At 55.9% G+C, this 19,863-nt stretch carries 34 protein-coding genes; all 34 read right to left on the reverse strand.

Features of this window, described 5'->3' with window-relative positions; all coding sequences use genetic code 11:
- Positions 1-22: 22 nt before the first annotated feature.
- Positions 23-1,471: a DegQ family serine endoprotease gene (locus B150_RS0117655; RefSeq protein ID WP_020401277.1), complete on the reverse strand. Its 1,449-nt coding sequence runs from the start codon at positions 1,469-1,471 to the stop codon at positions 23-25.
- Positions 1,472-1,616: 145 nt separating this feature from the next.
- Positions 1,617-2,306: a hypothetical protein gene (locus B150_RS21795; protein WP_020401278.1), complete on the reverse strand. Its 690-nt coding sequence runs from the start codon at positions 2,304-2,306 to the stop codon at positions 1,617-1,619.
- 89 nt (positions 2,307-2,395) lie between these two features.
- Positions 2,396-3,052 (reverse strand): glutathione S-transferase family protein, encoded by a 657-nt coding sequence (locus tag B150_RS0117665; RefSeq protein ID WP_020401279.1) that lies wholly within the window; start codon positions 3,050-3,052, stop codon positions 2,396-2,398.
- Between the two features lie 80 nt (positions 3,053-3,132).
- The gene (locus B150_RS21800; protein WP_020401280.1) at positions 3,133-3,666 is read right to left on the reverse strand and encodes an NUDIX hydrolase; all 534 of its coding nucleotides are present in this window, start codon (positions 3,664-3,666) and stop codon (positions 3,133-3,135) included.
- Between the two features lie 7 nt (positions 3,667-3,673).
- Positions 3,674-4,282: an O-methyltransferase gene (locus B150_RS0117675; protein ID WP_020401281.1), complete on the reverse strand. Its 609-nt coding sequence runs from the start codon at positions 4,280-4,282 to the stop codon at positions 3,674-3,676.
- 128 nt (positions 4,283-4,410) lie between these two features.
- The gene (locus B150_RS0117680) at positions 4,411-5,364 is read right to left on the reverse strand and encodes a phosphatase PAP2 family protein (RefSeq protein WP_020401282.1); all 954 of its coding nucleotides are present in this window, start codon (positions 5,362-5,364) and stop codon (positions 4,411-4,413) included.
- A 122-nt stretch (positions 5,365-5,486) separates the two neighbouring features.
- Positions 5,487-5,909, reverse strand: a complete 423-nt coding sequence (rplQ, locus tag B150_RS0117685; RefSeq protein ID WP_020401283.1) for a 50S ribosomal protein L17 — start codon at positions 5,907-5,909, stop codon at positions 5,487-5,489.
- A 147-nt stretch (positions 5,910-6,056) separates the two neighbouring features.
- Entirely contained in the window at positions 6,057-7,073 is a 1,017-nt protein-coding gene (locus B150_RS0117690) for a DNA-directed RNA polymerase subunit alpha (RefSeq protein ID WP_020401284.1), read from the reverse strand.
- Between the two features lie 88 nt (positions 7,074-7,161).
- On the reverse strand, positions 7,162-7,551 hold the full coding sequence (rpsK, locus tag B150_RS0117695) for a 30S ribosomal protein S11 (protein ID WP_020401285.1): 390 nt from the start codon (positions 7,549-7,551) through the stop codon (positions 7,162-7,164).
- 49 nt (positions 7,552-7,600) lie between these two features.
- Positions 7,601-7,969 carry a 30S ribosomal protein S13 gene (gene rpsM, locus B150_RS0117700; protein ID WP_020401286.1) on the reverse strand — a complete coding sequence of 123 codons (369 nt, stop codon included), beginning with the start codon at positions 7,967-7,969 and terminating at the stop codon, positions 7,601-7,603.
- Positions 7,970-8,084: 115 nt separating this feature from the next.
- Positions 8,085-8,732 (reverse strand): adenylate kinase, encoded by a 648-nt coding sequence (locus B150_RS0117705; protein ID WP_020401287.1) that lies wholly within the window; start codon positions 8,730-8,732, stop codon positions 8,085-8,087.
- Entirely contained in the window at positions 8,729-10,060 is a 1,332-nt protein-coding gene (gene secY, locus B150_RS0117710; protein ID WP_020401288.1) for a preprotein translocase subunit SecY, read from the reverse strand. The genes B150_RS0117705 and secY overlap by 4 nt, the downstream gene beginning before the upstream one ends.
- A 62-nt stretch (positions 10,061-10,122) precedes the next feature.
- Positions 10,123-10,578 carry a 50S ribosomal protein L15 gene (rplO, locus tag B150_RS0117715; RefSeq protein WP_020401289.1) on the reverse strand — a complete coding sequence of 152 codons (456 nt, stop codon included), beginning with the start codon at positions 10,576-10,578 and terminating at the stop codon, positions 10,123-10,125.
- A 23-nt stretch (positions 10,579-10,601) separates the two neighbouring features.
- Positions 10,602-10,790 carry a 50S ribosomal protein L30 gene (gene rpmD / locus B150_RS0117720; protein ID WP_020401290.1) on the reverse strand — a complete coding sequence of 63 codons (189 nt, stop codon included), beginning with the start codon at positions 10,788-10,790 and terminating at the stop codon, positions 10,602-10,604.
- A 6-nt stretch (positions 10,791-10,796) separates the two neighbouring features.
- Positions 10,797-11,375: a 30S ribosomal protein S5 gene (rpsE, locus tag B150_RS0117725; RefSeq protein ID WP_020401291.1), complete on the reverse strand. Its 579-nt coding sequence runs from the start codon at positions 11,373-11,375 to the stop codon at positions 10,797-10,799.
- A gap of 27 nt (positions 11,376-11,402) precedes the next feature.
- Entirely contained in the window at positions 11,403-11,756 is a 354-nt protein-coding gene (gene rplR, locus B150_RS0117730) for a 50S ribosomal protein L18 (protein ID WP_020401292.1), read from the reverse strand.
- A 12-nt stretch (positions 11,757-11,768) separates the two neighbouring features.
- Positions 11,769-12,302 carry a 50S ribosomal protein L6 gene (gene rplF / locus B150_RS0117735; protein WP_020401293.1) on the reverse strand — a complete coding sequence of 178 codons (534 nt, stop codon included), beginning with the start codon at positions 12,300-12,302 and terminating at the stop codon, positions 11,769-11,771.
- Between the two features lie 15 nt (positions 12,303-12,317).
- Positions 12,318-12,716 (reverse strand): 30S ribosomal protein S8, encoded by a 399-nt coding sequence (gene rpsH / locus B150_RS0117740; protein WP_020401294.1) that lies wholly within the window; start codon positions 12,714-12,716, stop codon positions 12,318-12,320.
- 12 nt (positions 12,717-12,728) lie between these two features.
- The gene (gene rpsN, locus B150_RS0117745) at positions 12,729-13,034 is read right to left on the reverse strand and encodes a 30S ribosomal protein S14 (RefSeq protein WP_020401295.1); all 306 of its coding nucleotides are present in this window, start codon (positions 13,032-13,034) and stop codon (positions 12,729-12,731) included.
- 24 nt (positions 13,035-13,058) lie between these two features.
- A complete protein-coding gene (rplE, locus tag B150_RS0117750) occupies positions 13,059-13,619 on the reverse strand; it encodes a 50S ribosomal protein L5 (RefSeq protein ID WP_020401296.1) in 561 nt (186 codons plus the stop codon).
- Positions 13,612-13,929: a 50S ribosomal protein L24 gene (rplX, locus tag B150_RS0117755; RefSeq protein ID WP_020401297.1), complete on the reverse strand. Its 318-nt coding sequence runs from the start codon at positions 13,927-13,929 to the stop codon at positions 13,612-13,614. The genes rplE and rplX overlap by 8 nt, the downstream gene beginning before the upstream one ends.
- Positions 13,930-14,298, reverse strand: coding sequence for a 50S ribosomal protein L14 (gene rplN, locus B150_RS0117760; RefSeq protein WP_020401298.1), 369 nt, complete (start codon positions 14,296-14,298; stop codon positions 13,930-13,932).
- A 46-nt stretch (positions 14,299-14,344) separates the two neighbouring features.
- Positions 14,345-14,581: a 30S ribosomal protein S17 gene (rpsQ, locus tag B150_RS0117765; RefSeq protein ID WP_020401299.1), complete on the reverse strand. Its 237-nt coding sequence runs from the start codon at positions 14,579-14,581 to the stop codon at positions 14,345-14,347.
- Positions 14,582-14,592: 11 nt separating this feature from the next.
- A complete protein-coding gene (rpmC, locus tag B150_RS0117770) occupies positions 14,593-14,784 on the reverse strand; it encodes a 50S ribosomal protein L29 (RefSeq protein WP_020401300.1) in 192 nt (63 codons plus the stop codon).
- A gap of 19 nt (positions 14,785-14,803) precedes the next feature.
- The gene (gene rplP / locus B150_RS0117775) at positions 14,804-15,214 is read right to left on the reverse strand and encodes a 50S ribosomal protein L16 (RefSeq protein WP_020401301.1); all 411 of its coding nucleotides are present in this window, start codon (positions 15,212-15,214) and stop codon (positions 14,804-14,806) included.
- 31 nt (positions 15,215-15,245) lie between these two features.
- Positions 15,246-15,941, reverse strand: a complete 696-nt coding sequence (rpsC, locus tag B150_RS0117780) for a 30S ribosomal protein S3 (protein WP_020401302.1) — start codon at positions 15,939-15,941, stop codon at positions 15,246-15,248.
- Entirely contained in the window at positions 15,941-16,321 is a 381-nt protein-coding gene (gene rplV / locus B150_RS0117785; RefSeq protein ID WP_020401303.1) for a 50S ribosomal protein L22, read from the reverse strand. Before rplV ends, rpsC begins: the two co-directional genes overlap by 1 nt.
- Positions 16,322-16,323: 2 nt before the next feature.
- Positions 16,324-16,605: a 30S ribosomal protein S19 gene (gene rpsS, locus B150_RS0117790; RefSeq protein WP_020401304.1), complete on the reverse strand. Its 282-nt coding sequence runs from the start codon at positions 16,603-16,605 to the stop codon at positions 16,324-16,326.
- A 12-nt stretch (positions 16,606-16,617) separates the two neighbouring features.
- A complete protein-coding gene (gene rplB / locus B150_RS0117795; protein ID WP_020401305.1) occupies positions 16,618-17,454 on the reverse strand; it encodes a 50S ribosomal protein L2 in 837 nt (278 codons plus the stop codon).
- A 3-nt stretch (positions 17,455-17,457) separates the two neighbouring features.
- Complete coding sequence (locus tag B150_RS0117800; RefSeq protein ID WP_020401306.1) at positions 17,458-17,751, reverse strand: 50S ribosomal protein L23; 294 nt, start codon at positions 17,749-17,751, stop codon at positions 17,458-17,460.
- On the reverse strand, positions 17,748-18,368 hold the full coding sequence (rplD, locus tag B150_RS0117805; protein ID WP_020401307.1) for a 50S ribosomal protein L4: 621 nt from the start codon (positions 18,366-18,368) through the stop codon (positions 17,748-17,750). Before rplD ends, B150_RS0117800 begins: the two co-directional genes overlap by 4 nt.
- 5 nt (positions 18,369-18,373) lie before the next feature.
- Positions 18,374-19,117: a 50S ribosomal protein L3 gene (rplC, locus tag B150_RS0117810; protein ID WP_020401308.1), complete on the reverse strand. Its 744-nt coding sequence runs from the start codon at positions 19,115-19,117 to the stop codon at positions 18,374-18,376.
- 5 nt (positions 19,118-19,122) lie between these two features.
- Positions 19,123-19,437 (reverse strand): 30S ribosomal protein S10, encoded by a 315-nt coding sequence (rpsJ, locus tag B150_RS0117815; protein WP_020401309.1) that lies wholly within the window; start codon positions 19,435-19,437, stop codon positions 19,123-19,125.
- Positions 19,438-19,488: 51 nt separating this feature from the next.
- The coding region (locus B150_RS0117820) for an EF-Tu C-terminal domain-related protein (protein ID WP_020401310.1) at positions 19,489-19,863 on the reverse strand (375 nt) is incomplete at its 5' end.

The raw sequence follows: 19,863 nt of genomic DNA on the forward strand, positions 1-19,863 counted from the left end.
GCTATCCTTGGTGGCAAAAGGCCTACTGTCGGCAGCGGAACGACCGGTTCGGCACGATCATGCACTCAAGGTTCTGGCCGCGGCGGCGCAGTTGGTACACATAACGTTCCTGATCGTCCGTCAGCGCATCCATAAGGTCCGTAACCTGTTCCACCCGGTTACCGTTGATACCCAGAAGGATATCGCCCGGCAGCAGGAACTGATACCGGCCAGCTGGCGTACGGCGGTCTACCTCAAGCACGGCTACACCTTTGAGGAACAGGTCGATCTGCAGCTCATCATTGAAGCGCGGCGACAGGTTGCCCACGGTGATGCCCTGGAACGGGTTGCGGCCATCAATTTTGGTGACATTGCGCTTGGGTTCCTCAGGCGGCAACCCGAGCTTGACCGTGCGCTCCTGAATGAAACCTTCGCTCAGCACTGCAAGCGTAATCTCGCTACCGTCTTCCATGGTTGCGACGCGGAAATTGAGGCCCGGTTCGTCAATCACTTCCTTGCCGCCAACGGCCATGATCACATCACCCGGCTTGAGCCCCGCTTGTGAAGCTGGGCTACCCGGGAACACATCATCAATCAGCACCCCACCAGCACGGTCGAGACCAAGGCTCGCCGCAAGATCACCGGTCACGTTCTGGCCGTTCACGCCAAGCCAGGGGCGCACAAGCTGCCCTTCATTGAGGGCCGCGCGCAGCACGGACTTGACCATATTGGCCGGGATCGCAAAGCCGATACCGTTCGAGGCACCGGTGCGGCTATAAATGGCGGTATTGATACCAAGCAGCTCGCCACGCATACCAATGAGTGCGCCGCCAGAGTTGCCGGGGTTCACGGCGGCATCTGTCTGGATAAAGAAGCCGAAGTCGGAAATGCCCTGCTGCGTACGCGCATTGGCGGAAACGATACCGCTGGTGACCGTTTGGCCGATACCAAAGGGATTGCCGATGGCGAGCACGATATCACCCACCTCGACATTATCGGAATCAGAGAGCGCGAGTGTCGGCAGCGCCTCGTCGCCTGTATCGATCTGCAGGATCGCGAGGTCGGTACGAGCGTCATCAAGCACCACGCGTGCATCATACTCGCGGCGGTCGGCAAGCACGACCTGAATTTCGTCCGCGCCTTCGATCACGTGGTGATTGGTGACGATCACCCCGTTCGGGCGCACAATAACGCCGGAACCGAGCGAGCCACGTACGCGTTCCTCGGGCATACCGAAGCTGAACTGGTCACCAAAGAAGCGCTGGAACAGAGGGTCGTCAAACATGGCGGAGCGCCGGGTGCGCACGACTTGCTTTGTGTAGATATTCACCACAGCCGGCGCGGCCTCCCGCACGATCGGGGCATAGGAGAGCTGAACCTGCGCGTGCGACTGCGGCACGACCCTGTCGGTCTCATACTCTTGCGCATGGGCAGTAAGCGGAGCTACCGCGAGCGCGACCAGAAGTGAAACACGTTTGGCGATCTGGTTCATTGACACATTGTTCCTTTGTCTTCGACCCTTGACCCAAGGCTTTTCCATAGACGCCTGTTATGGCCGAGCAAAGGCAGAGACGCAAGGGGTGTGCGACACTCCGTGTTCCCCTTGCGCAATTCATTAAGAGTGTTGCGCCGTGCGATTAAAACGCGAACGAAAGCCCGACACTGACAACAGGGTAGAATTTATAGTCAGCGACATCTTCCTGAAAATCAGCACGCTCTTCCGCGAGGTTCTGCTGAAAGGCTGCCATAGCGGCAGGGTCATCCCGCAATGGGCTGTCCGACGGAATATCTGCCGTCAAGGTGGCTTCGGGGCTGCCGTGGTACATGACACCAAGGTCAAAAAGTATCCTGATGCTATTGTCACTGGACACAGCATTGCCCCAGCCGATGCCCGCGTAAGGGACAAACTTGTTCGCGGTGACCCGACCGTTGAGCGTACCCACTTCATCAGAGGTATATGTCGTGCCGCCGATATTGTAGGTCTGGCCAGGCACGCTGGCGCCGACAAGCTTGTTGGTATCATAAAGCCCACCAGCGCTCAGCCGGAAGCTGCCACCAAACACATGCCAATCCAGATACCCACCTGCAGAAAACAGTTTGGCGTCCATGTCATATTCAATATCGGATGCGGTGTCGGTATGGCCGAATTTGAAGCCATAAACACCGCCGCGCACATTCAGGTTGTCCGCGAGCGGGAAAATGACTTCACCGCCAAGGCCTTGGGTGCTGGCACGTGCCGCTATTGCAAACCCGTCATCGGCGGTGGCCGAAAGTGACCCAAGGGTAATAAGCCCGGCGGCACCAATTAATCTCGTAAAGTTGTGCATCAAACGTCCTTTCAGGTTTCGGGAAGGAAACGAAACTCCGAACCCTCAAAGGCATACCGAACAACTGTGGAGAAACTGCGACAGGCCGCCTACTGCGTTGCGGCAGCCACCCGCTCGAATGTGGCGAGCTGGTCCTCTAGCGCCTTCTCATACCCCGGGCGCCCGTGACAACGTGCCTTATAGGCCATCAGCACCGGGTACTCATCCAGCATGTCAGTGTGGCGCAGAATGAGAAGCACGCTCGACATCAGGAGGTCTGCTGCGGTGAAACCATCACCGACCAGATAATCCTTGCCTTCAAGATACGCCGCGAGAGCCTTGAGGCGGCCACGTGCTTGGTCCGCAGCCCCTGCCCGGCGTGCCTTCGCCCATTCCTCATTGGCGAAAAAGAGGTCAATCGCGGCCAAATTCTGGATCGGCGGCTCAACTGAATTCATCGCCGCGAACATCCAGGACGTCACTTGCGCCGCAAGCACCGGATCACTTGGCATCAAAGCGGGTGATTTCTGTGCAATGTGGTGGACTATACCAGCTGATTCGAACAGGGCGACCTCATCATCCCTGTAGGCAGGTACCTGCCCGAAGGGTTGCAGCGCCAGATAGTCGGGCGTTTCCTTCTCACCCTCTCTGAGTACGTGTTCCTTATATGTAAGGCCTGCTTCTTCAAGCGCCCAGCGCACGCGCAGGTCACGCACAACACCGCGGGCAAATTCCGGCACCCATCCAAAAACACTGACTGTAATCATGACGTCCTCCTCGCTTATGGGTATTTAGCCATAAGGTGGAATAACGTCGCCACAAAGACCAATCACAAACTGAGGAGCATTCAGTCGCCGTATGTTTCGTCGAGATAACGGTCAAGCATCAGGGCACAGTCAAGGTCAAGTAGTTCGCCGCTTGCGATAATGCCCTTGAGCGCCTTTCGGCTGATAAGAACCGGCTCGCCAATGATATGCGGATCATCCTCGGGTTCCGCGACCTTGCGGCAGTTGGTTGCGAGGAAGATATGTTTCTTGGCTGTCGAGTAAGCCGTTACATAGCTTGTTCCCAAAGGTTTGATCTCAGCCATATAACCGGTTTCTTCCAAGAGCTCCTTGCGCGCGGTCTCAAGGGGCGTGTCCCCCTCGTCTACCATGCCGCCGGGCATATCATAGAGCCACCGGCCCGGCCCCGGCCTGAACTGCCGCACCATCAGGACTTCACCTTCCATGGTCACCGCGCCGCACACAGCGAACTCCGGCTCTTCCTTGATGAAATAGCGGTAGTCGCGGTCACGGTGGGAATACTGGCGTTCAGCGACCTTGAGAAACGGGTCGCTATAAAGTTCACGCCGATGCAGGAAAGTTACGTCGTCGCTCATTCATACCTCATGCAATGCGGGTCGCAATCATGATGCCGCTTGCCCAGTCAAGGCTGGCCACGCGGATTGCCTCACGCCGGGCCATATCCGCCACAAAGGCATCAACGGTACTCTGGTGCCCTGTAGGCCAATTCGCTTGCGGCAGAAGGTCATCAACCACATACATACCGCCGGGCTTGAGGAGTGCCAATGTTTTATCAAGATGGCTGAACTTGCCGGCCCAGGTGTCGGCAAATATCAGGTCAAACTGCGCGGGCTCAAGCGCACGGATAAACTCTCCCGCATCCTCAAGGCAAAAGGTAACCCGTGGGTCGGGCCCGAGGTAGCGGCGCGCCACGTCCTGAAACTTCATTTCATTATCGACACTCACAAGCTTTGCATCGCGTGAGAGACCCGCCAGCAGCCAAGCGGTGGACAGTCCGGTGCCGGTACCAAGCTCAAGGCATGTGCCGCCTGACTTGGAGCCGCTGAGCGCACGCAGGAGCGAACCCACAGCCGGGTCAGACGCCATATCAAAGCCCAGCGCCTTCGTTTCAACCGCAATCGCGGCCAGTGTTTGCCCCAAAGTTTTCATCGCACCGCCCGGCGCGTCTTGTTGCCATTTTTCCAGTCTCACCACAAACCTCCGCAATTATCCGGGCGTGCCCCACCCGTTTGTTGCGTGTGACGGTAGTATTGAAAAAGGGCGACCCCATGGCCGGAACGCGCGACACTTGGTCAAAAAGATGGCCGCGGGCAGTACGCTCAATGTCCCTTTGCCAGCCGTGTGCGGACCATAAGATAAGGCGCTAGCAAAAGGCCAGCAAAACCAACAGCGGTGTAGCGCAGGTATTTCACCAAATGCCCCATAGCACTCGCGCGCTCTACCATCTGGTCGGCAGCCGAGCTTAGCGCGAGCATCGTAGCACCCACACATGCAATCAGCAGGAGCCAGCGGCCAACTTTCTGCAACACCGTACCGGGGGCTACCTCGTAACCTACCCTCTGCCGTTCCAGATGGGCCGCAAGCAACACGCCAGTGAGGAAACCCAGGTTGCCAATAATCGATAGCGGCGGTTGATCGGGTGCCGTGGCGCCAAGAAAATATGTGAAGGCCCACATGCCCACACTGAAGACCACCAGTCTCGTCGCTTTGAGAGCAAAGGACAATCGTTCCCAATGTCGCTCGATCCTGTCGCCATACCGCAATGCGCCCCACGCAAGCAATCCACCAAGCAGCCAGCCAAGCAGGATATCCTCGAAATAATGCACACCCAGGTAGGGGCGCGATAGGCCCACGAGCAGCATGACGATAACGGCAGCAACAGAGAGCCAACGTCGGCGCGTTGCGGCCGCCAGATAGGTATAAAAGGCAGCGACGGACATCGCGTGACCAGACGGTGTGGAGTATTCGAGCACAAGGCTCTCTACATGGCCCTTGGATACCACCCACATCTCGGTCCAACTGCCGTCCACTACAAAGGGGCGCGGGTTGCCAATAAGTGTTTTCAGGATGTGGTTCACACAGATGGTGACAAGAAGCAAGACAGCAAGCCGCACAGTAAGCGCGCGGTTGATCGCGGTATAGAGAAGCGTGATGATCAACAGATAGCCGGGCACATCGCCGACATCACTCCAGAAATTGAAGAAGGAGGTGAGGAAATCGCTACGATAGGCAGCGACGGCATGCATCGCATCCAGATTCCACGGCAGTGTCACGCGCCCCTCCCCTCCGGCTATATTCATGATGCCCGATGAGACAGGCCTACCAAGTGCTTGTCAACACAAAGAAAAAGGGCAGCCAAACGGCTGCCCTTTCAAATTCCGGATGAAAGCGAAGCTTACGCTGCGTCTTCTTCCATGTCCATGTCAGCGGTCGGGCCGCTGTCCTGGCCTTTTGCATCTTCGTTACGGTCAACGAGCTCGATGACAGCCATCGGTGCGTTGTCGCCGTGACGGAAACCAGCTTTGAGAACGCGGGTGTAGCCGCCGTTACGCTCTTTGTAACGCTCTGCCAGTTCGTCGAACATTTTTGCAACAAGCGCTTCGTCCTGCAGACGAGCGATGGCAAGACGACGGTTGGCAAGGCCACCTTTTTTCGCAACGGTGATCAGTTTTTCAACGATCGGTGCGAGGTCTTTTGCTTTTGGCAGCGTGGTCACGATCTGCTCGTGCTTGATCAGCGCCTGAGCAAGGTTCATGAACAGTGCTTTACGGTGGCTGACGGTACGATTAAGGCGACGGCCTGCTTTGCGGTGACGCATGGTTTTAACTCCTTGATGCCTGTCCGGCCTTGCGCCCTTCCATTACATATCGGGCATAGTACCGGCAGGTGTCCCCATATCGGGGAGGTTTTTTACAATATTGAGGCGAAGCCCGCGGAGTGTTTCCACGGGCTTTTTCTCAAAGGCTTAGTAGTCTTGCTCGAGCTTCTTGGCCAGCTCTTCGATATTCTCTGGCGGCCAAGCCGGGAGTTCCATGCCAAGGCGCAGGCCCATGGACGAAAGAACTTCCTTGATCTCGTTGAGCGACTTGCGGCCGAAGTTCGGCGTACGGAGCATTTCTGCTTCGGTCTTTTGCACAAGGTCGCCAATGTAGACGATGTTGTCGTTCTTGAGGCAGTTCGCGGAACGAACGCTAAGCTCAAGCTCGTCCACTTTGCGGAGAAGCTGACGGTTGAACGCAGGTTCGTCATCGTCTTCTTGCTTGGTGGCTTCTTCAGGCTCGTCAAAGTTCACGAAGATCGCGAGCTGGTCCTGAAGGATACGGGCTGCGAAAGCAACTGCGTCCTCAGGCGTAACGGTGCCGTCAGTTTCAACTTCGACCGTCAGCTTGTCATAGTCGAGAACCTGGCCCTCACGGGTGTTCTCAACTTTGTAGCTGACTTTCTTAACCGGGCTGTAGAGCGCATCAACCGGGATCAGACCGATCGGGGCGTCTTCAGGACGGTTGCGGTCCGCCGGCACATAGCCTTTACCGGATGCAACAGTCAGTTCCATGTTAAGCGTTGCCCCCTCGTCGAGGTGGCAGATCACAAGGTCCTTGTCGAGGATATCAACATCGGCAACCTCGGAGATAGCACTTGCTTTAACTTCGCCCGGACCGGAAGCGGTCAGGTGAAGGCGCTTAACGCTATCGCTGGTCACACGTACCGGCAGTTGCTTAATGTTGAGGACAATGTCCGTCACGTCTTCACGTACACCCGGTACGGAAGAGAACTCGTGCAGAACACCCTCGATATGGATGCTCGTTACCGCGCCGCCTTGAAGCGAAGACAGCAGAACACGGCGCAGGGCGTTGCCCAGCGTCATGCCGTAGCCGCGCTCAAGCGGTTCGACAACGATTTTGGCCTTACGAAGCGGGTCTGCACCCGGCTCGATCGTAAGACCATTTGGTTTAATCAGTTCCTGCCAGTTTTTCTGGATCACGGTGTAACCCTCATTTTGTATGACGTTTTTACACGCCAAAGGATTCGCGCCAATACTCGGCGGTAACTACCTAATACTCAAAAATGCCTTACACGCGACGGCGTTTGGGCGGGCGGCAGCCATTGTGTGGGATCGGCGTCACGTCGCGGATGGACGTGATAACAAAGCCGATGGCCTGAAGCGCGCGCAGAGCGGACTCGCGACCAGCGCCGGGACCTTTTACTTCCACTTCCAGTGACTTCACGCCATGTTCTTGAGCCTTTTTACCGGCATCTTCTGCTGCTACCTGGGCAGCATACGGCGTGGACTTACGTGAGCCCTTGAAACCCATCATGCCAGCGGACGACCAGGAAATCGCGTTCCCTTGAACATCCGTGATAGTAACCATCGTGTTGTTGAACGATGCATTTACGTGAGCAACACCATTGGTGATGTTTTTCCGCTCACGGCGCTTAATGCGACCTGTATCTTTAGCCATCTCTAACAGACCCTAAATTACGGGGGGACCTAAACAGCCTAACCCTTGATTATTTCTTCTTACCGGCGATCGGAACAGCCTTACCCTTACGGGTGCGGGCGTTCGTGCTCGTGCGCTGACCGCGCGTCGGCAGTTTTGCACGGTGACGAAGACCACGATAAGACTTGAGATCCATCAACCGTTTGATGTTGATTGCAACTTCACGGCGGAGGTCACCCTCAACAGTGAAATCGGTATCAATCATTTCACGGATCTGAATTACTTCAGAATCCGTAAGTTCCGAAACCCGGCGTTCACGGGGGAGGTTCAGCTTCTCGCAGATACCTTTGGCCGTCGTGTGGCCAATACCGTGAATATAGGTCAAAGCGATTTCTACTCGCTTGTTGGTCGGAATGTTAACGCCAGCAATACGCGCCACGACCGTTTCTCCTAAATTACAAAGTTCACGTCTGTTGTAGTCGAATCACAAGACGTGCCGAAGCCGGGGATTATATGAACAAACCCCGGTTCGTCAACCGCCTTGTGACAGTTTCTTACGCGGCCAGGACCGCGTCTATTTGTGCAGCAACTTCGTCAATACCGGCCATGCCGTCAACTTGCTGCAAAATTCCTTTTTCCGCATAATACGGCAACACCGGCGCCGTCTGTGCGTAATATTCTTCCAGTCGCTTACCGACTGTCTCAGCATTGTCGTCCGGGCGGCGCTTGAATTCAGTGCTGCCACACACGTCACATACCCCGTCGACCTTCGGCTTCAGGTTGGTGTCGTGATACCCTTCGTTACACTTGGCGCATGTATAGCGGCCAGCGATACGGTCGACAAGGGCTTCGTCGTCCACTTTCATCTCGATCACGGCATTGAGCTTGAGACCTTGAGCCTCGAGCATGTCGTCAAGCGCTTCGGCTTGGGCAACCGTGCGCGGGAAACCATCGAGGATGAAACCGTTTTTGCAATCAGCTTCCTTGATACGGTCACGGATGATGCCGATCACGATATCGTCGGAGACAAGCTGGCCTGCAGCCATCTTGGCTTTGGCGGCGAGCCCCATCTCGGTTTCAGCTGCAACGGCGGCACGAAGCATGTCGCCGGTCGAGAGCTGCACGAGGCCGCGTTTCTTCTCGATACGCTGGGCCTGGGTGCCTTTACCTGCGCCCGGAGGGCCGAACAGAATTACAATCACCGGCGGCCCCCTTTCAGGCGTGCCTTCTTGAGAAGGCCTTCATACTGCTGCGCCATCAGGTGCGAGTGGATCTGGCTTACCGTATCCATCGTCACGTTCACAACGATCAGCAGGCTGGTGCCGCCGAGGTAGAAAGGAACCGCTGCCTGGCTGATCAGGATCTCCGGGATCACACACACAAGTGCGATGTAAGCGGAGCCGATAACCGTGAGGCGCGTGAGTACATAGTCGAGGTATTCTGCGGTGCGCTTGCCTGGGCGGATACCCGGTACGAAGCCACCGTGCTTCTTCAGGTTATCAGCCGTGTCTTCAGGGTTGAACTGAATGGCGGTGTAGAAGAAGCAGAAGAATACGATCAGCGCAACATAGAGCGCGATATAGAGCGGACGACCTGGCGCAAGTACAGCCGTGATCGTGCCGAGCCACTCAGGCCCGCCGCTTTGGTAAAGGTTCACAACCGTCAGCGGCATCAAGAGAAGCGACGACGCGAAGATCGGCGGGATAACGCCCGCAACGTTGAGCTTCATCGGCAGGTGCGACTTGTCGCCCTGGAACATGCGGTTCCCCTGCTGCCGCTTCGGATACTGGATCACAATACGGCGCTGGGCGCGCTCACAGAATACGATGAAGTAAATCAGGGCTGCAGCACCAACAAGGAGCGCAAGCAGAACGGCCAGCGACATGGAACCCGCACGGTTCAGCTCAAAAGCCTGAGCGAGCGTTGCAGGCAGGGATGCCACGATACCGGCGAAAATGATCAGGGAGATACCGTTACCGATGCCGCGCTGGGTGATTTGCTCACCAAGCCACATCAGGAACATGGTGCCGCCCACAAGGGTCACAACCGTGGTGAAACGGAAGAAGAAGCCCGGGTCGACAACCACACCCGGCTGGCTTTCAAGGCCGGTGGCAACCGCATAACCCTGCACAATGGTCAGGAGCACGGTACCGATACGGGTGTATTGGTTGATTTTCTTGCGGCCCTGCTCACCTTCTTTTTTCCATGCAGCCAAGGTCGGGCTCATGGTGGTGAGGAGCTGCATGATAATAGAGGCCGAGATATAGGGCATGATGCCAAGCGTAATAATTGACATCCGCTGCAGTGCACCACCCGAGAAGGTGTTTACCATATCGACGAAACCGCCACCCATGCTTGCGAACATGTTCGCCAAAGCATCGGCATCGATGCCTGGCAGCGGAATGTAGGTGCAAAGACGGTACACGATGAGTGCACCGAGAGCGAACCAGATACGCTTCTTGAGTTCTTCGGCTTTGCCGATGGATGCGAAGCTAATATTGGACGCCAGTTGTTCTGCAGCGGAAGCCATAAACGCTTACCTCAGCCCCTTATATCTTTTGTCGAGATTATCTCGGCCTTTATTGCTTTTTGTTAGGCAACAGTAACCTTGCCACCAGCCTTTTCAACAGCTTCGACTGCGCCTTTTGACGCACCCGTAACCGTGATATCGACTTTGGCGGTCAGTTCGCCCTTAGCGAGGAGACGTACACCGTCCACGACCTTGCCAACAACACCAGCTTCCACCAGCGTTTCAACAGTGATCGGTTTCTTGGCGTCCAGTTTCTTCGCATCGATCGCCTGTTGCAGACGGCCGATGTTCAGCACCTGGAAGTCACCTTTGTTCAGGCTCTTGAAGCCGCGCTTCGGCAGACGACGGTAGATTGGCATCTGACCGCCTTCGAAGCCGTTGATCGCAACGCCCGAACGCGCTTTTTGACCTTTGTGACCGGAACCGGCGGTCTTACCCTTGCCGGAACCGATACCGCGACCTACACGGGTGCGCGCTTTGCGGGCACCGTCGTTGTCACGAAGTTCGTTGATTTTCATGCGTTCTCTCCGCTCGCGCCGGCTTAATCTTCAACGCGCACCAGGTGGTGCACCTTGTTGATCATGCCGCGGACAGCCGGAGTGTCTTCCAGCTCACGCGTCTTGTTCATTTTGTTCAGCCCGAGGCCGACCAGCGTAGCACGCTGGTCTTTTACACGGCGGATCGGGCTACCGATCTGGGTTACTTTAACCGTTTTCTTTTTCGCAGCCATTGGTCGTTACTCCGCCGAATTTGCGTCTGCGGCATCGTCACCCTCGTCAGCACCGACGACTTTGATGTCGCCACGACGTGCTACGATATCAGCAACTTTCTTACCGCGTTTAGCAGCGATCTGACGCGGCGAGTTCTGGTTCACCAGAGCGTCGAACGTTGCGCGAACCATGTTGTATGGGTTCGAGGAACCTTGCGACTTCGTCACCACGTCCTGTACGCCGAGTGCTTCAAACACTGCGCGCATCGGACCACCTGCGATGATACCGGTACCAGCTTGTGCGGTGCGGAGCAGCACACGACCAGCGCCCCAACGGCCCTTAATGTCGTGGTGCAGCGTCCGGCCCTCACGGAGCGGAACACGGATCATATTTTTCTTGGCAGCTTCTGTTGCCTTGCGGATTGCTTCCGGCACTTCACGTGCCTTGCCATTGCCGAAGCCAACACGGCCGCGTTGGTCACCAACTACTACGAGAGCAGCGAAACCAAAGCGACGACCACCTTTTACTACCTTGGCCACACGGTTGATGTGGACAAGCTTCTCGATGAGTTCGCTTTCTTCACGATTGCGTTCTGGGCGTGCCATTGGACATCCTTTTCCTTATCTCTAACCTTAGAATGCCAGGCCGCCTTCGCGCGCTGCGTCAGCCAGTGCTTTTACACGGCCATGGTAGAGGAAACCACCACGGTCGAACACGACATCAGCAACGCCGGCAGCTTTAGCACGCTCGGCAATCAATTTACCAACCTTCGCAGCGGCCTCGATGTTCGAGGTGGCAGCGTCACGCAGGTCCTTCTCAACGGTGGAGGCTGCAGCAAGCGTTGCGCCCTTCACATCGTCGATAATCTGCGCATAGATATGCTGGTTAGTGCGGTGTACAGAAAGACGCGGCCGCCCGACGCTCTTCTTGCGAAGTTGCGTACGGTTGCGCTGACGGCGCCGTTCAAAAAGTTTGTTCTTAGCCATTCCTGACACCCGTTACTTTTTCTTACCTTCCTTGCGGAAGATATATTCACCTTCATACTTGATACCCTTACCTTTGTAGGGCTCAGGCTTGCGAAACTCACGGATCTTGGCAGCCGTCTCACCGACAGCTTGTTTGTCGATGCCGGAGATAATGATCGTGGTCTGGTCCGGGGTCTCAATCTTGAGGCCGGCAGGAACCGGGAAATCAATATCGTGGCTGTAGCCAAGTTGCAGGTTAAGCGAAGAGCCTTTCATAGCAGCGCGGTAACCAACACCTGCAATTTGCAGTTTCTTGGAGTAACCGTTGGTCACACCTTCAAAAATGTTGGCAACCATCGTGCGCTGCATACCCCACATGGAGCGGGCACGCTTCGTGTCGTTTACAGGCTTCACTACGATGCCGCTATCGTCCTGGGATACTTCTACCTCAGGAACGAAGGACATGGCGAGCTCGCCTTTAGGGCCTTTAGCCGTCAGCTCAGAACCGTTCAAGGAAACGGTCACGCCGGACGGAATAGCCACTGGCTTTTTACCGATACGGGACATGAGTTCTCCCTTTCCTTAGAATACGGTGCAGAGAATTTCGCCGCCCACATTGTTCTCACGAGCTTCAGCGTCGGAGAGAACACCTTTCGGTGTGGAAACGATCGAAATACCCAGGCCGTTGTGAACACGCGGCAGGTCGCGAACGGAGCTGTATACGCGGCGACCAGGCTTCGACACACGATTGATCGTGCGAATAACCGGCTCACCTTCGTGATACTTCAGTTCGATGGTCAGCTCAGCTTTGTTAGCCTCGCCTTCCACGCGGGTGTAACCGCGGATGAAACCTTCGCGCTGGAGCACGTCCAGGATGCGTTGACGCGTCTTGGACGCAGGTGTGGATACAACGGTTTTGCGAGCTTGCAGACCGTTGCGGATACGGGTCAGCATATCGCCGATCGGATCAGTCATCGACATGAGCCTACCCCCTTACCAGCTTGACTTAACGACGCCCGGGATCTTACCGGCGGAGCCAAGCTCACGCAGGCCGATACGGGACATCTTGAATTTACGGTAGTAACCGCGCGGACGACCAGTTACTTCGCAACGATTGCGAAGACGTGTCTTGGCGCCATTACGCGGCAGTGCTGCGAGCTGAAGAGCATACATCCAGCGCTCTTCGTCGGTCAGGTCTTTATCATAGACCTTCGCTTTAAGCTCAGCGCGCTTCGTTGCATATTTTGCAACAAGCTTTTCACGCCGCTCGTTCTTGTTGATGGCACTTTTCTTAGCCATATCAAAACCCTCCTTCGGCTGCCGTTACTTTTTGAACGGCATGTCAAAGCCGGAGAGAAGCGCACGCGCTTCGTCGTCGGTTTGAGCCGTGGTGCAGATGATAATGTCCATCCCGCGTACCGTATCGATACGATCATAGTCGATTTCCGGGAAGACGATTTGTTCCTTGAGGCCCATTGCGTAGTTACCGCGACCGTCGAAAGACTTCGGGTTTACGCCCTGGAAGTCACGAACGCGCGGAAGCGCAATGGTGATCAGGCGGTCAAGAAATTCGTACATACGTTCAGAGCGAAGTGTTACCTTCACGCCAATCGGCATGCCTTCACGCAGTTTGAAACCTGCGATCGACTTGCGGGCAACGGTAACAACAGGCTTCTGACCGGAGATAGCAGCGATTTCTTCTACTACCTTGTCGATCTTTTTCTTGTCCTGAACAGCTTCACCAACACCAACGTTGATGACAACTTTGTCCAGCTTCGGAACCTGCATCGGGTTTTTATAGCCGAACTGTTCCTGCAAGGAAGCACGTACTTTTTCTTCGTACACGGTACGAAGGCGTGGCAGAGCCTTAGTTGCTTTAGCCATCAATCACCTCCCCGGACTTCTTCGCAAAGCGAACCTTGCGACCGTCTTCGAGAACTTTGAAACCAACACGCGAAGGTGCGCCGTCTTTCGGGTCTTCAATCATCAGATTGGAGAGCTGAATGGCTGCTTCCTTCGTTTCGATACCACCTGCACTCACCTGAGTCGGACGGTTGTGCTTCTTGATCAGGTTAACACCCGACACAATCGCACGGCCTTCCTTCGGGAGCACAGACGTGATTTCNCCGCGCTTGCCTTTGTCTTTACCGGCAACCACAACGACCTTGTCACCTTTTTTCAGTTTCGCGGCCATTTATAGTACCTCCGGTGCAAGCGAGATGATCTTCATATGCTTCTTTGCACGCAGTTCACGCACGACCGGGCCAAAAATACGCGTACCGATCGGCTCATGGTTCTTGTTTACAAGCACTGCTGCGTTGCGGTCGAAACGGATGGTGGTACCGTCCGGACGACGTACTTCTTTAGCAGTACGAACGATGACGGCGCGGTGCACGTCACCTTTCTTTACACGACCCCGCGGGATCGCTTCCTTTACGGAGACGACGATGATGTCGCCTACCCCGGCAGTTTTGCGCTTGGAACCACCAAGCACTTTAATGCACTGCACCCTCTTGGCCCCGGAGTTATCGGCCACGTCGAGGTTGGTTTGCATCTGAATCATGGGTTACACCCTTTGTTATTGCCGACGAATAGCAAGAAGGTGAGGCCTAAGCCTCACCACCAACTACGCGCCAGGTCTTCAGTTTAGAAATAGGACGACATTCCTCAATGCGGACTGTCTCCCCAACCTGAATAGTGTTGCTCTCATCGTGAGCGTGGTACTTCTTAGAGCGCCGAATAATTTTGTCAAGCAAAGGATGCTTGATCCGACGTTCAACTTTAACAACAACGGTTTTTTCGCCTTTGTTGCTGACCACTGTTCCTTGCAGAATACGCTTTGGCATGGGTTTACTCCTTACGCCTCAGCCGACTGACCCAGGATCGTCTTGATCCGGGCTACGTCGCGACGGATCTCGCGTACGCGAGCCGTGTTCTCGAGTTGGCCGGAAGCCGCCTGAAAACGCAGGTTGAACTGCTCTTTCTTCAGGTTTTCGAGCTCTTGACGGAGCTCGTCTTGCGACTTGGCACGAAGATCAGCTGCCTTCATTTCAATTCTCCGTTAGCTCTTAATGCATCCGTTGCACGATGCGGGTCTGAACGGCCAGCTTTGCAGCTGCACGTTCGAACGCACCACGCGCCAGTTCTTCATTGACGCCATCGATTTCGAACATGATGCGGCCAGGTTTTACCTTGCACACCCAACGATCGACAGAGCCTTTACCTTTACCCATACGAACCTCAGCAGGTTTCGCCGTAACAGGGGTATCCGGGAAAATCCGGATCCACACCTTACCAGAACGCTTCATGTGGCGGTTCATGGCACGACGGGCTGCCTCGATTTGACGAGCCGTTACACGGCCTGGTGCGGTCGCTTTGAGACCGAACTGGCCGAAGTTCAGATCGGTTCCGCCCTTGGCATTGCCATGGATCCGGCCTTTGTGGGCCTTGCGGAACTTTGTACGTTTCGGTTGCAACATGTGATGTCGCTCCTATCACTTACCGTCCGGCCTAACGGCGGGACGGACCACCTTGGCTTTGAACTTCGTTTGCACGACGTTCGTGAGCCATCGGATCGTGTTCCATGATCTCGCCTTTGAACACCCAAACCTTGATGCCGCAAATACCGTATGCGGTCAGGGCTTCGGAGACACCGTAGTCGATGTCTGCGCGCAGGGTGTGCAGCGGCACGCGGCCTTCGCGGTACCATTCGGTCCGTGCGATCTCTGCGCCACCAAGACGGCCGGCACAGTTGATACGGATACCACCGGCACCAAGACGAATGGCGCTTTGTACCGAGCGCTTCATCGCGCGGCGGAACGCAACGCGGCGCTCCAGCTGCTGTGCGATGTTGTCGGCGATCAGCTTCGCATCGATTTCCGGCTTACGGACTTCGACGATGTTGAGGCTTACGTCAGAGCTCGTGAAACGAGCGATCTTGCTACGCAGCTTCTCGATGTCGGCGCCTTTTTTACCGATGATCACACCCGGACGAGCCGAGTAAATGGTCACGCGGCATTTTTTAGCCGGGCGTTCGATGATCACTTTGGAGATGCCGGCTTGCGACAGCTCTTTCATCACGAACTTGCGGATCTTAAGGTCTTCGTGCAGCAGGTTGCCATAGTCATTACCTTCGGCGTACCAGCGCGAGTCCCAGGTGCGGTTGACACCGAGGCGCAGACCGACGGGGCTTACTTTCTGACCCATTATGCAGTCTCCTCTACTTCGCGCACAACGATGCGCAGACGGCTGAACGGCTTCACGATCTTGCCAACACGACCACGTGCACGAGCGCGGAAACGCTTCATCACGAGGGCCTTGCCAACGGTTGCTTCCGCAACAACGAGGCTGTCCACGTCCAGATTGTGGTTGTTTTCTGCGTTGGCGATTGCCGACTGCAGAACTTTCTTAACTTCGATCGCACTGCGACGGCGGTTAAAGCTCAGGCTTGCCAGAGCTTTTTCCACTTTCATGCCGCGAATGCTGGCAGCCACCAGGTTGAGTTTCTGGGGCGAGCCGCGAAGCATCGTAGCGGTTGCTACTGCTTCGTTATCCGCCAAACGGCGTTTTGCAGATTGCTTACCCACAGTTACTTCCTCTTCGCTTTTTTGTCCGCCGCGTGACCGTAATAGGTGCGCGTCGGTGCGAATTCACCAAGCTTGTGACCAACCATGTCTTCCGTTGCGTAAACGGGAATGAACTTTTGCCCATTGTAGACATTGAAGGTCAGGCCAACGAAGTTCGGCAGAATGGTCGAACGACGCGACCACGTTTGAATAACTGCCGAAGTCTTGCCGCTTTCCAGTGCGCCTTCCACCTTCTTGAGAAGGTGCATGTCAACGAAAGGGCCTTTCCATACAGAGCGTGCCATATTGAGGACTCCTTAGCGTTTCTTGCGCTCGTGGCGCGACCGGATGATAAGTTTATCGGTACCTTTGTTGGACCGAGTCTTCTTACCTTTCGTGGGCTTACCCCATGGCGTCACTGGGTGACGACCACCGGAGGTACGACCCTCACCACCACCGTGCGGGTGATCAACCGGGTTCATGGCAACACCACGAACGCTCGGGCGACGGCCCAGCCAGCGGCTCCGGCCCGCTTTAGCGAGCTTGATGTTCTGGTTATCAGGGTTCGATACCGCACCAACAGTCGCGACACACTCGCCACGAACGATGCGAACTTCACCCGAAGACAGACGAAGCTGGGCGTAACCGCGGTCACGACCGATCAGCTGGGCATACGCACCAGCGGAACGAGCGATCTGACCACCCTTGCCGGCTTTCATCTCCACGTTGTGGATGATGGTACCAATCGGCATGTTGGCGAGCGGCATTACGTTGCCCGGCTTCACGTCTACTTTCTCACCCGCGATGACGGTGTCGCCTGGGGCGAGACGCTGCGGAGCGAGGATGTAAGACAGTTCACCGTCTTCATATTTGATCAGCGCGATGAATGCGGTCCGGTTCGGATCGTACTCGAGGCGTTCAACGGTTGCTGGAACGTCCCATTTCGTGCGTTTGAAGTCTACGATCCGGTAGGTGCGCTTATGACCACCACCACGACGACGCGCGGTGATACGGCCTTTGTTGTTGCGGCCACCGGATTTGGTGAGACCTTCGGTCAGCGCTTTTACAGGCTTGCCCTTGTGCAGACCTTCACGGTCAACAAGGATCAGGCCACGCTGTGCCGGGGTCACCGGTTTATATTGCTTGAGTGCCATCGGTTAAACCCCCGTCGTCACGTCAATGCTGTTGCCTTCGACAAGCGTAACGATCGCTTTTTTGTACTCAGCGCGTTTGCCGACTACACCGCGGAACCGTTTCACTTTGCCTTCTTGGCGAAGCGTGTTGACTTTCTTCACTTTCACGTCGAAGAGTGCCTCAACAGCCGCTTTAATTTCCGGCTTCGTGGCGTCGATCGCTACTTTGAAGGTTACCTGGTTATTTTCAGAGCCGAGCGTTGCCTTTTCGGTGATTACCGGGCTCTTGATCACGTCATAATGCTTGATCGCGGTCATTTGAGCCTCTCCTCGAGTTTGGCAACAGCAGCTTTGGTCAGAACCAGCGTGTCGCGACGGAGAATGTCGTACACGTTAGCACCTTGGCTCGGAAGCACATCGATGTTCGGAATGTTGGCAACAGCGCGTTTGAAGTTTTCGTTCACTTCTACGCCGTCAACAAAGAGCGCGTTTGCAAGGCCGAGCTTGCCGAGCTTCGCTACGAGTTCTTTGGTTTTGCCTTCTTTGAGTTCCGCAACATCAACTACGATGAGCTTGCCATCAGCCGCTTTCGCGGACAGAGCCGTTTTCAGGCCAAGCTTGCGTACTTTTTTCGGCAGGTCGAAGCCATGATCGCGCGGGATCGGGCCAAAAGCACGACCACCACCGATGAAGATGTTCGAACGGCGGTCACCGTGACGGGCACCACCACCACCTTTTTGGCGGCCGAACTTCTTACCGGTGCGAGCGATGTCGGAACGGAACTTCACAGCGTGAGTCCCGGCGCGACGCTTCGCGAGCTGCCAGTTTACCACACGGTGCAGGATGTCTGCACGCGCGGTTACGCCGAAGATGGCATCATCGAGTTCGATGTCACCAGCTTTTTTGGCGTCAAGTGTAAGGACGTCGGTCTTCATGACGCTTATTCCTCGTTTGCTTCTGCAGGAGCAGCTGCTTCAGCCGGAGCTTCTGCAGGTGCGTCTGCTTGCGCGGGAGCACGGAATGCGGCCGGCATCGGCAGACCTTCCGGAGCAGCTTTCTTCGCAGCGTCAGAGATCAGTACCCAGCTTTCTTTAGCGCCAGGGATACCGCCTTTGACGAGGATGAGGCCGTCTTCAACCCGCGTCTCAATGATTTCAACGCTTTGAACGGTCTTGCGAACGTCACCAAGGTGACCGGCCATCTTCTTGCCCTTGAACACGCGGCCCGGATCTTGACACTGACCCGTGGAACCGTGCGAACGGTGGGAGATGGACACACCGTGCGAAGCACGCAGACCACCGAAGTTGTGACGCTTCATCGCACCCGCGAAACCTTTACCTTTCGAGGTACCAACAACGTCAACGCGTTGGCCTACGAGGAAGTGGTCTGCGGTCAGCTCTGCGCCAACTTCTACAAGCGCATCTTCAGACACGCGGAACTCAGCTACTTTCGCTTTCGGCTCAACCTGAGCTTTTGCGAAGTGGCCGCGCTGTGCCTTAGAGACGTTTTTCACTTTACGGGCACCGGCGCCAAGTTGCAGAGCCGTGTAACCGTCTTTTTCTGTCGTGCGCTGAGCAACAACCTGACAGCCGTCAAGCTGCAGAACCGTTACAGGCACGTGGTGACCGGCATCGTTAAAAATGCGGGTCATACCGAGTTTCTTTGCAATCAAACCTGTACGCATGGGTCTTATCCTTGCAGTTTGATTTCAACGTCAACACCAGCAGCGAGGTCGAGCTTCATCAGCGCGTCTACGGTCTGCGGGGTTGGGTCAACGATGTCGAGCAAGCGTTTGTGGGTACGCATTTCGAATTGTTCGCGGGACTTCTTGTCAATGTGGGGACCACGAAGAACCGTGAATTTTTCGATCCTGGTCGGCAGCGGAATAGGACCGCGCACCAGAGCGCCCGTACGCTTAGCCGTGCTGGCGATCTCACCGGTTGCTTGGTCAAGCACACGGTGGTCAAATGCCTTCAGGCGGATGCGAATGTTTTGCGCTTCCATTGATCTTACACCTTAAAAGCGGCGCCGGACGAACCGGCGCCATAGATTACATTAAGCGATGATTTTAGCTACGACGCCGGCGCCGACGGTACGACCACCTTCGCGGATAGCGAAGCGGAGACCCTCGTCCATAGCGATCGGAGCGATAAGCTCAACAGTGAGGTTCACGTTGTCGCCCGGCATGACCATCTCGGTACCTTCCGGCAGCTCAACCGTACCCGTTACGTCGGTCGTACGGAAGTAGAACTGCGGACGGTAGTTCGCGAAGAACGGCGTGTGACGGCCACCTTCCTCTTTGGTGAGGATGTAGGTCTCTGCCGTGAACTTCGTGTGCGGGGTGATCGTGCCCGGGTGAGCAAGAACCTGACCACGCTCTACGTCGTCACGTGCAACACCGCGCAGCAGCGCACCGATGTTGTCGCCTGC

The sequence above is a fragment of the Kordiimonas gwangyangensis DSM 19435 = JCM 12864 genome (assembly GCF_000375545.1).
In the GTDB taxonomy this organism is placed as follows: Bacteria; Pseudomonadota; Alphaproteobacteria; order Sphingomonadales; family Kordiimonadaceae; genus Kordiimonas; species Kordiimonas gwangyangensis.

Excerpts from the sequence above, each read along its gene's own strand:
- rpsE (WP_020401291.1), bottom strand. The coding sequence starts at position 11,375 with ATGGCACGCCCAGAACGCAATCGTGAAGAAAGCGAACTCATCGAGAAG.
- rplC (WP_020401308.1), bottom strand. The coding sequence starts at position 19,117 with ATGCGTACAGGTTTGATTGCAAAGAAACTCGGTATGACCCGCATTTTT.
- rpsS (WP_020401304.1), bottom strand. The coding sequence starts at position 16,605 with ATGGCACGCTCTGTATGGAAAGGCCCTTTCGTTGACATGCACCTTCTC.
- B150_RS0117665 (WP_020401279.1), bottom strand. The coding sequence starts at position 3,052 with ATGATTACAGTCAGTGTTTTTGGATGGGTGCCGGAATTTGCCCGCGGT.
- rplQ (WP_020401283.1), bottom strand. The coding sequence starts at position 5,909 with ATGCGTCACCGCAAAGCAGGCCGTCGCCTTAATCGTACCGTCAGCCAC.
- rplD (WP_020401307.1), bottom strand. The coding sequence starts at position 18,368 with ATGAAGACCGACGTCCTTACACTTGACGCCAAAAAAGCTGGTGACATC.
- rpsC (WP_020401302.1), bottom strand. The coding sequence starts at position 15,941 with ATGGGTCAGAAAGTAAGCCCCGTCGGTCTGCGCCTCGGTGTCAACCGC.
- rpsN (WP_020401295.1), bottom strand. The coding sequence starts at position 13,034 with ATGGCTAAGAAAAGTGCCATCAACAAGAACGAGCGGCGTGAAAAGCTT.
- rpmD (WP_020401290.1), bottom strand. The coding sequence starts at position 10,790 with ATGGCTGCGAAAAAGAAAACGGTTAAAGTAACCCAGATCGGTAGCCCG.
- rplE (WP_020401296.1), bottom strand. The coding sequence starts at position 13,619 with ATGGCTAAAGCAACTAAGGCTCTGCCACGCCTTCGTACCGTGTACGAA.
- B150_RS0117800 (WP_020401306.1), bottom strand. The coding sequence starts at position 17,751 with ATGACCGCGATCAAGCATTATGACGTGATCAAGAGCCCGGTAATCACC.
- rpsK (WP_020401285.1), bottom strand. The coding sequence starts at position 7,551 with ATGGCTAAAGATACAGGTCGCATTAAGCGCCGTGAGCGGAAAAACATC.
- rpsH (WP_020401294.1), bottom strand. The coding sequence starts at position 12,716 with ATGTCGATGACTGATCCGATCGGCGATATGCTGACCCGTATCCGCAAC.
- secY (WP_020401288.1), bottom strand. The coding sequence starts at position 10,060 with ATGGCTTCCGCTGCAGAACAACTGGCGTCCAATATTAGCTTCGCATCC.
- rpsQ (WP_020401299.1), bottom strand. The coding sequence starts at position 14,581 with ATGCCAAAGCGTATTCTGCAAGGAACAGTGGTCAGCAACAAAGGCGAA.
- rplB (WP_020401305.1), bottom strand. The coding sequence starts at position 17,454 with ATGGCACTCAAGCAATATAAACCGGTGACCCCGGCACAGCGTGGCCTG.
- rpsJ (WP_020401309.1), bottom strand. The coding sequence starts at position 19,437 with ATGGAAGCGCAAAACATTCGCATCCGCCTGAAGGCATTTGACCACCGT.
- rplP (WP_020401301.1), bottom strand. The coding sequence starts at position 15,214 with ATGTTGCAACCGAAACGTACAAAGTTCCGCAAGGCCCACAAAGGCCGG.
- B150_RS21800 (WP_020401280.1), bottom strand. The coding sequence starts at position 3,666 with ATGAGCGACGACGTAACTTTCCTGCATCGGCGTGAACTTTATAGCGAC.
- rpmC (WP_020401300.1), bottom strand. The coding sequence starts at position 14,784 with ATGAAGGCAGCTGATCTTCGTGCCAAGTCGCAAGACGAGCTCCGTCAA.
- rplN (WP_020401298.1), bottom strand. The coding sequence starts at position 14,298 with ATGATTCAGATGCAAACCAACCTCGACGTGGCCGATAACTCCGGGGCC.
- B150_RS21795 (WP_020401278.1), bottom strand. The coding sequence starts at position 2,306 with ATGCACAACTTTACGAGATTAATTGGTGCCGCCGGGCTTATTACCCTT.
- rplF (WP_020401293.1), bottom strand. The coding sequence starts at position 12,302 with ATGTCCCGTATCGGTAAAAAGCCAGTGGCTATTCCGTCCGGCGTGACC.
- B150_RS0117655 (WP_020401277.1), bottom strand. The coding sequence starts at position 1,471 with ATGAACCAGATCGCCAAACGTGTTTCACTTCTGGTCGCGCTCGCGGTA.
- rplO (WP_020401289.1), bottom strand. The coding sequence starts at position 10,578 with ATGAAAATCAACGAACTTCGTGACAACGACGGTGCCCGCAAAGCGCGC.
- rplR (WP_020401292.1), bottom strand. The coding sequence starts at position 11,756 with ATGGCTAAGAACAAACTTTTTGAACGGCGCCGTCAGCGCAACCGTACG.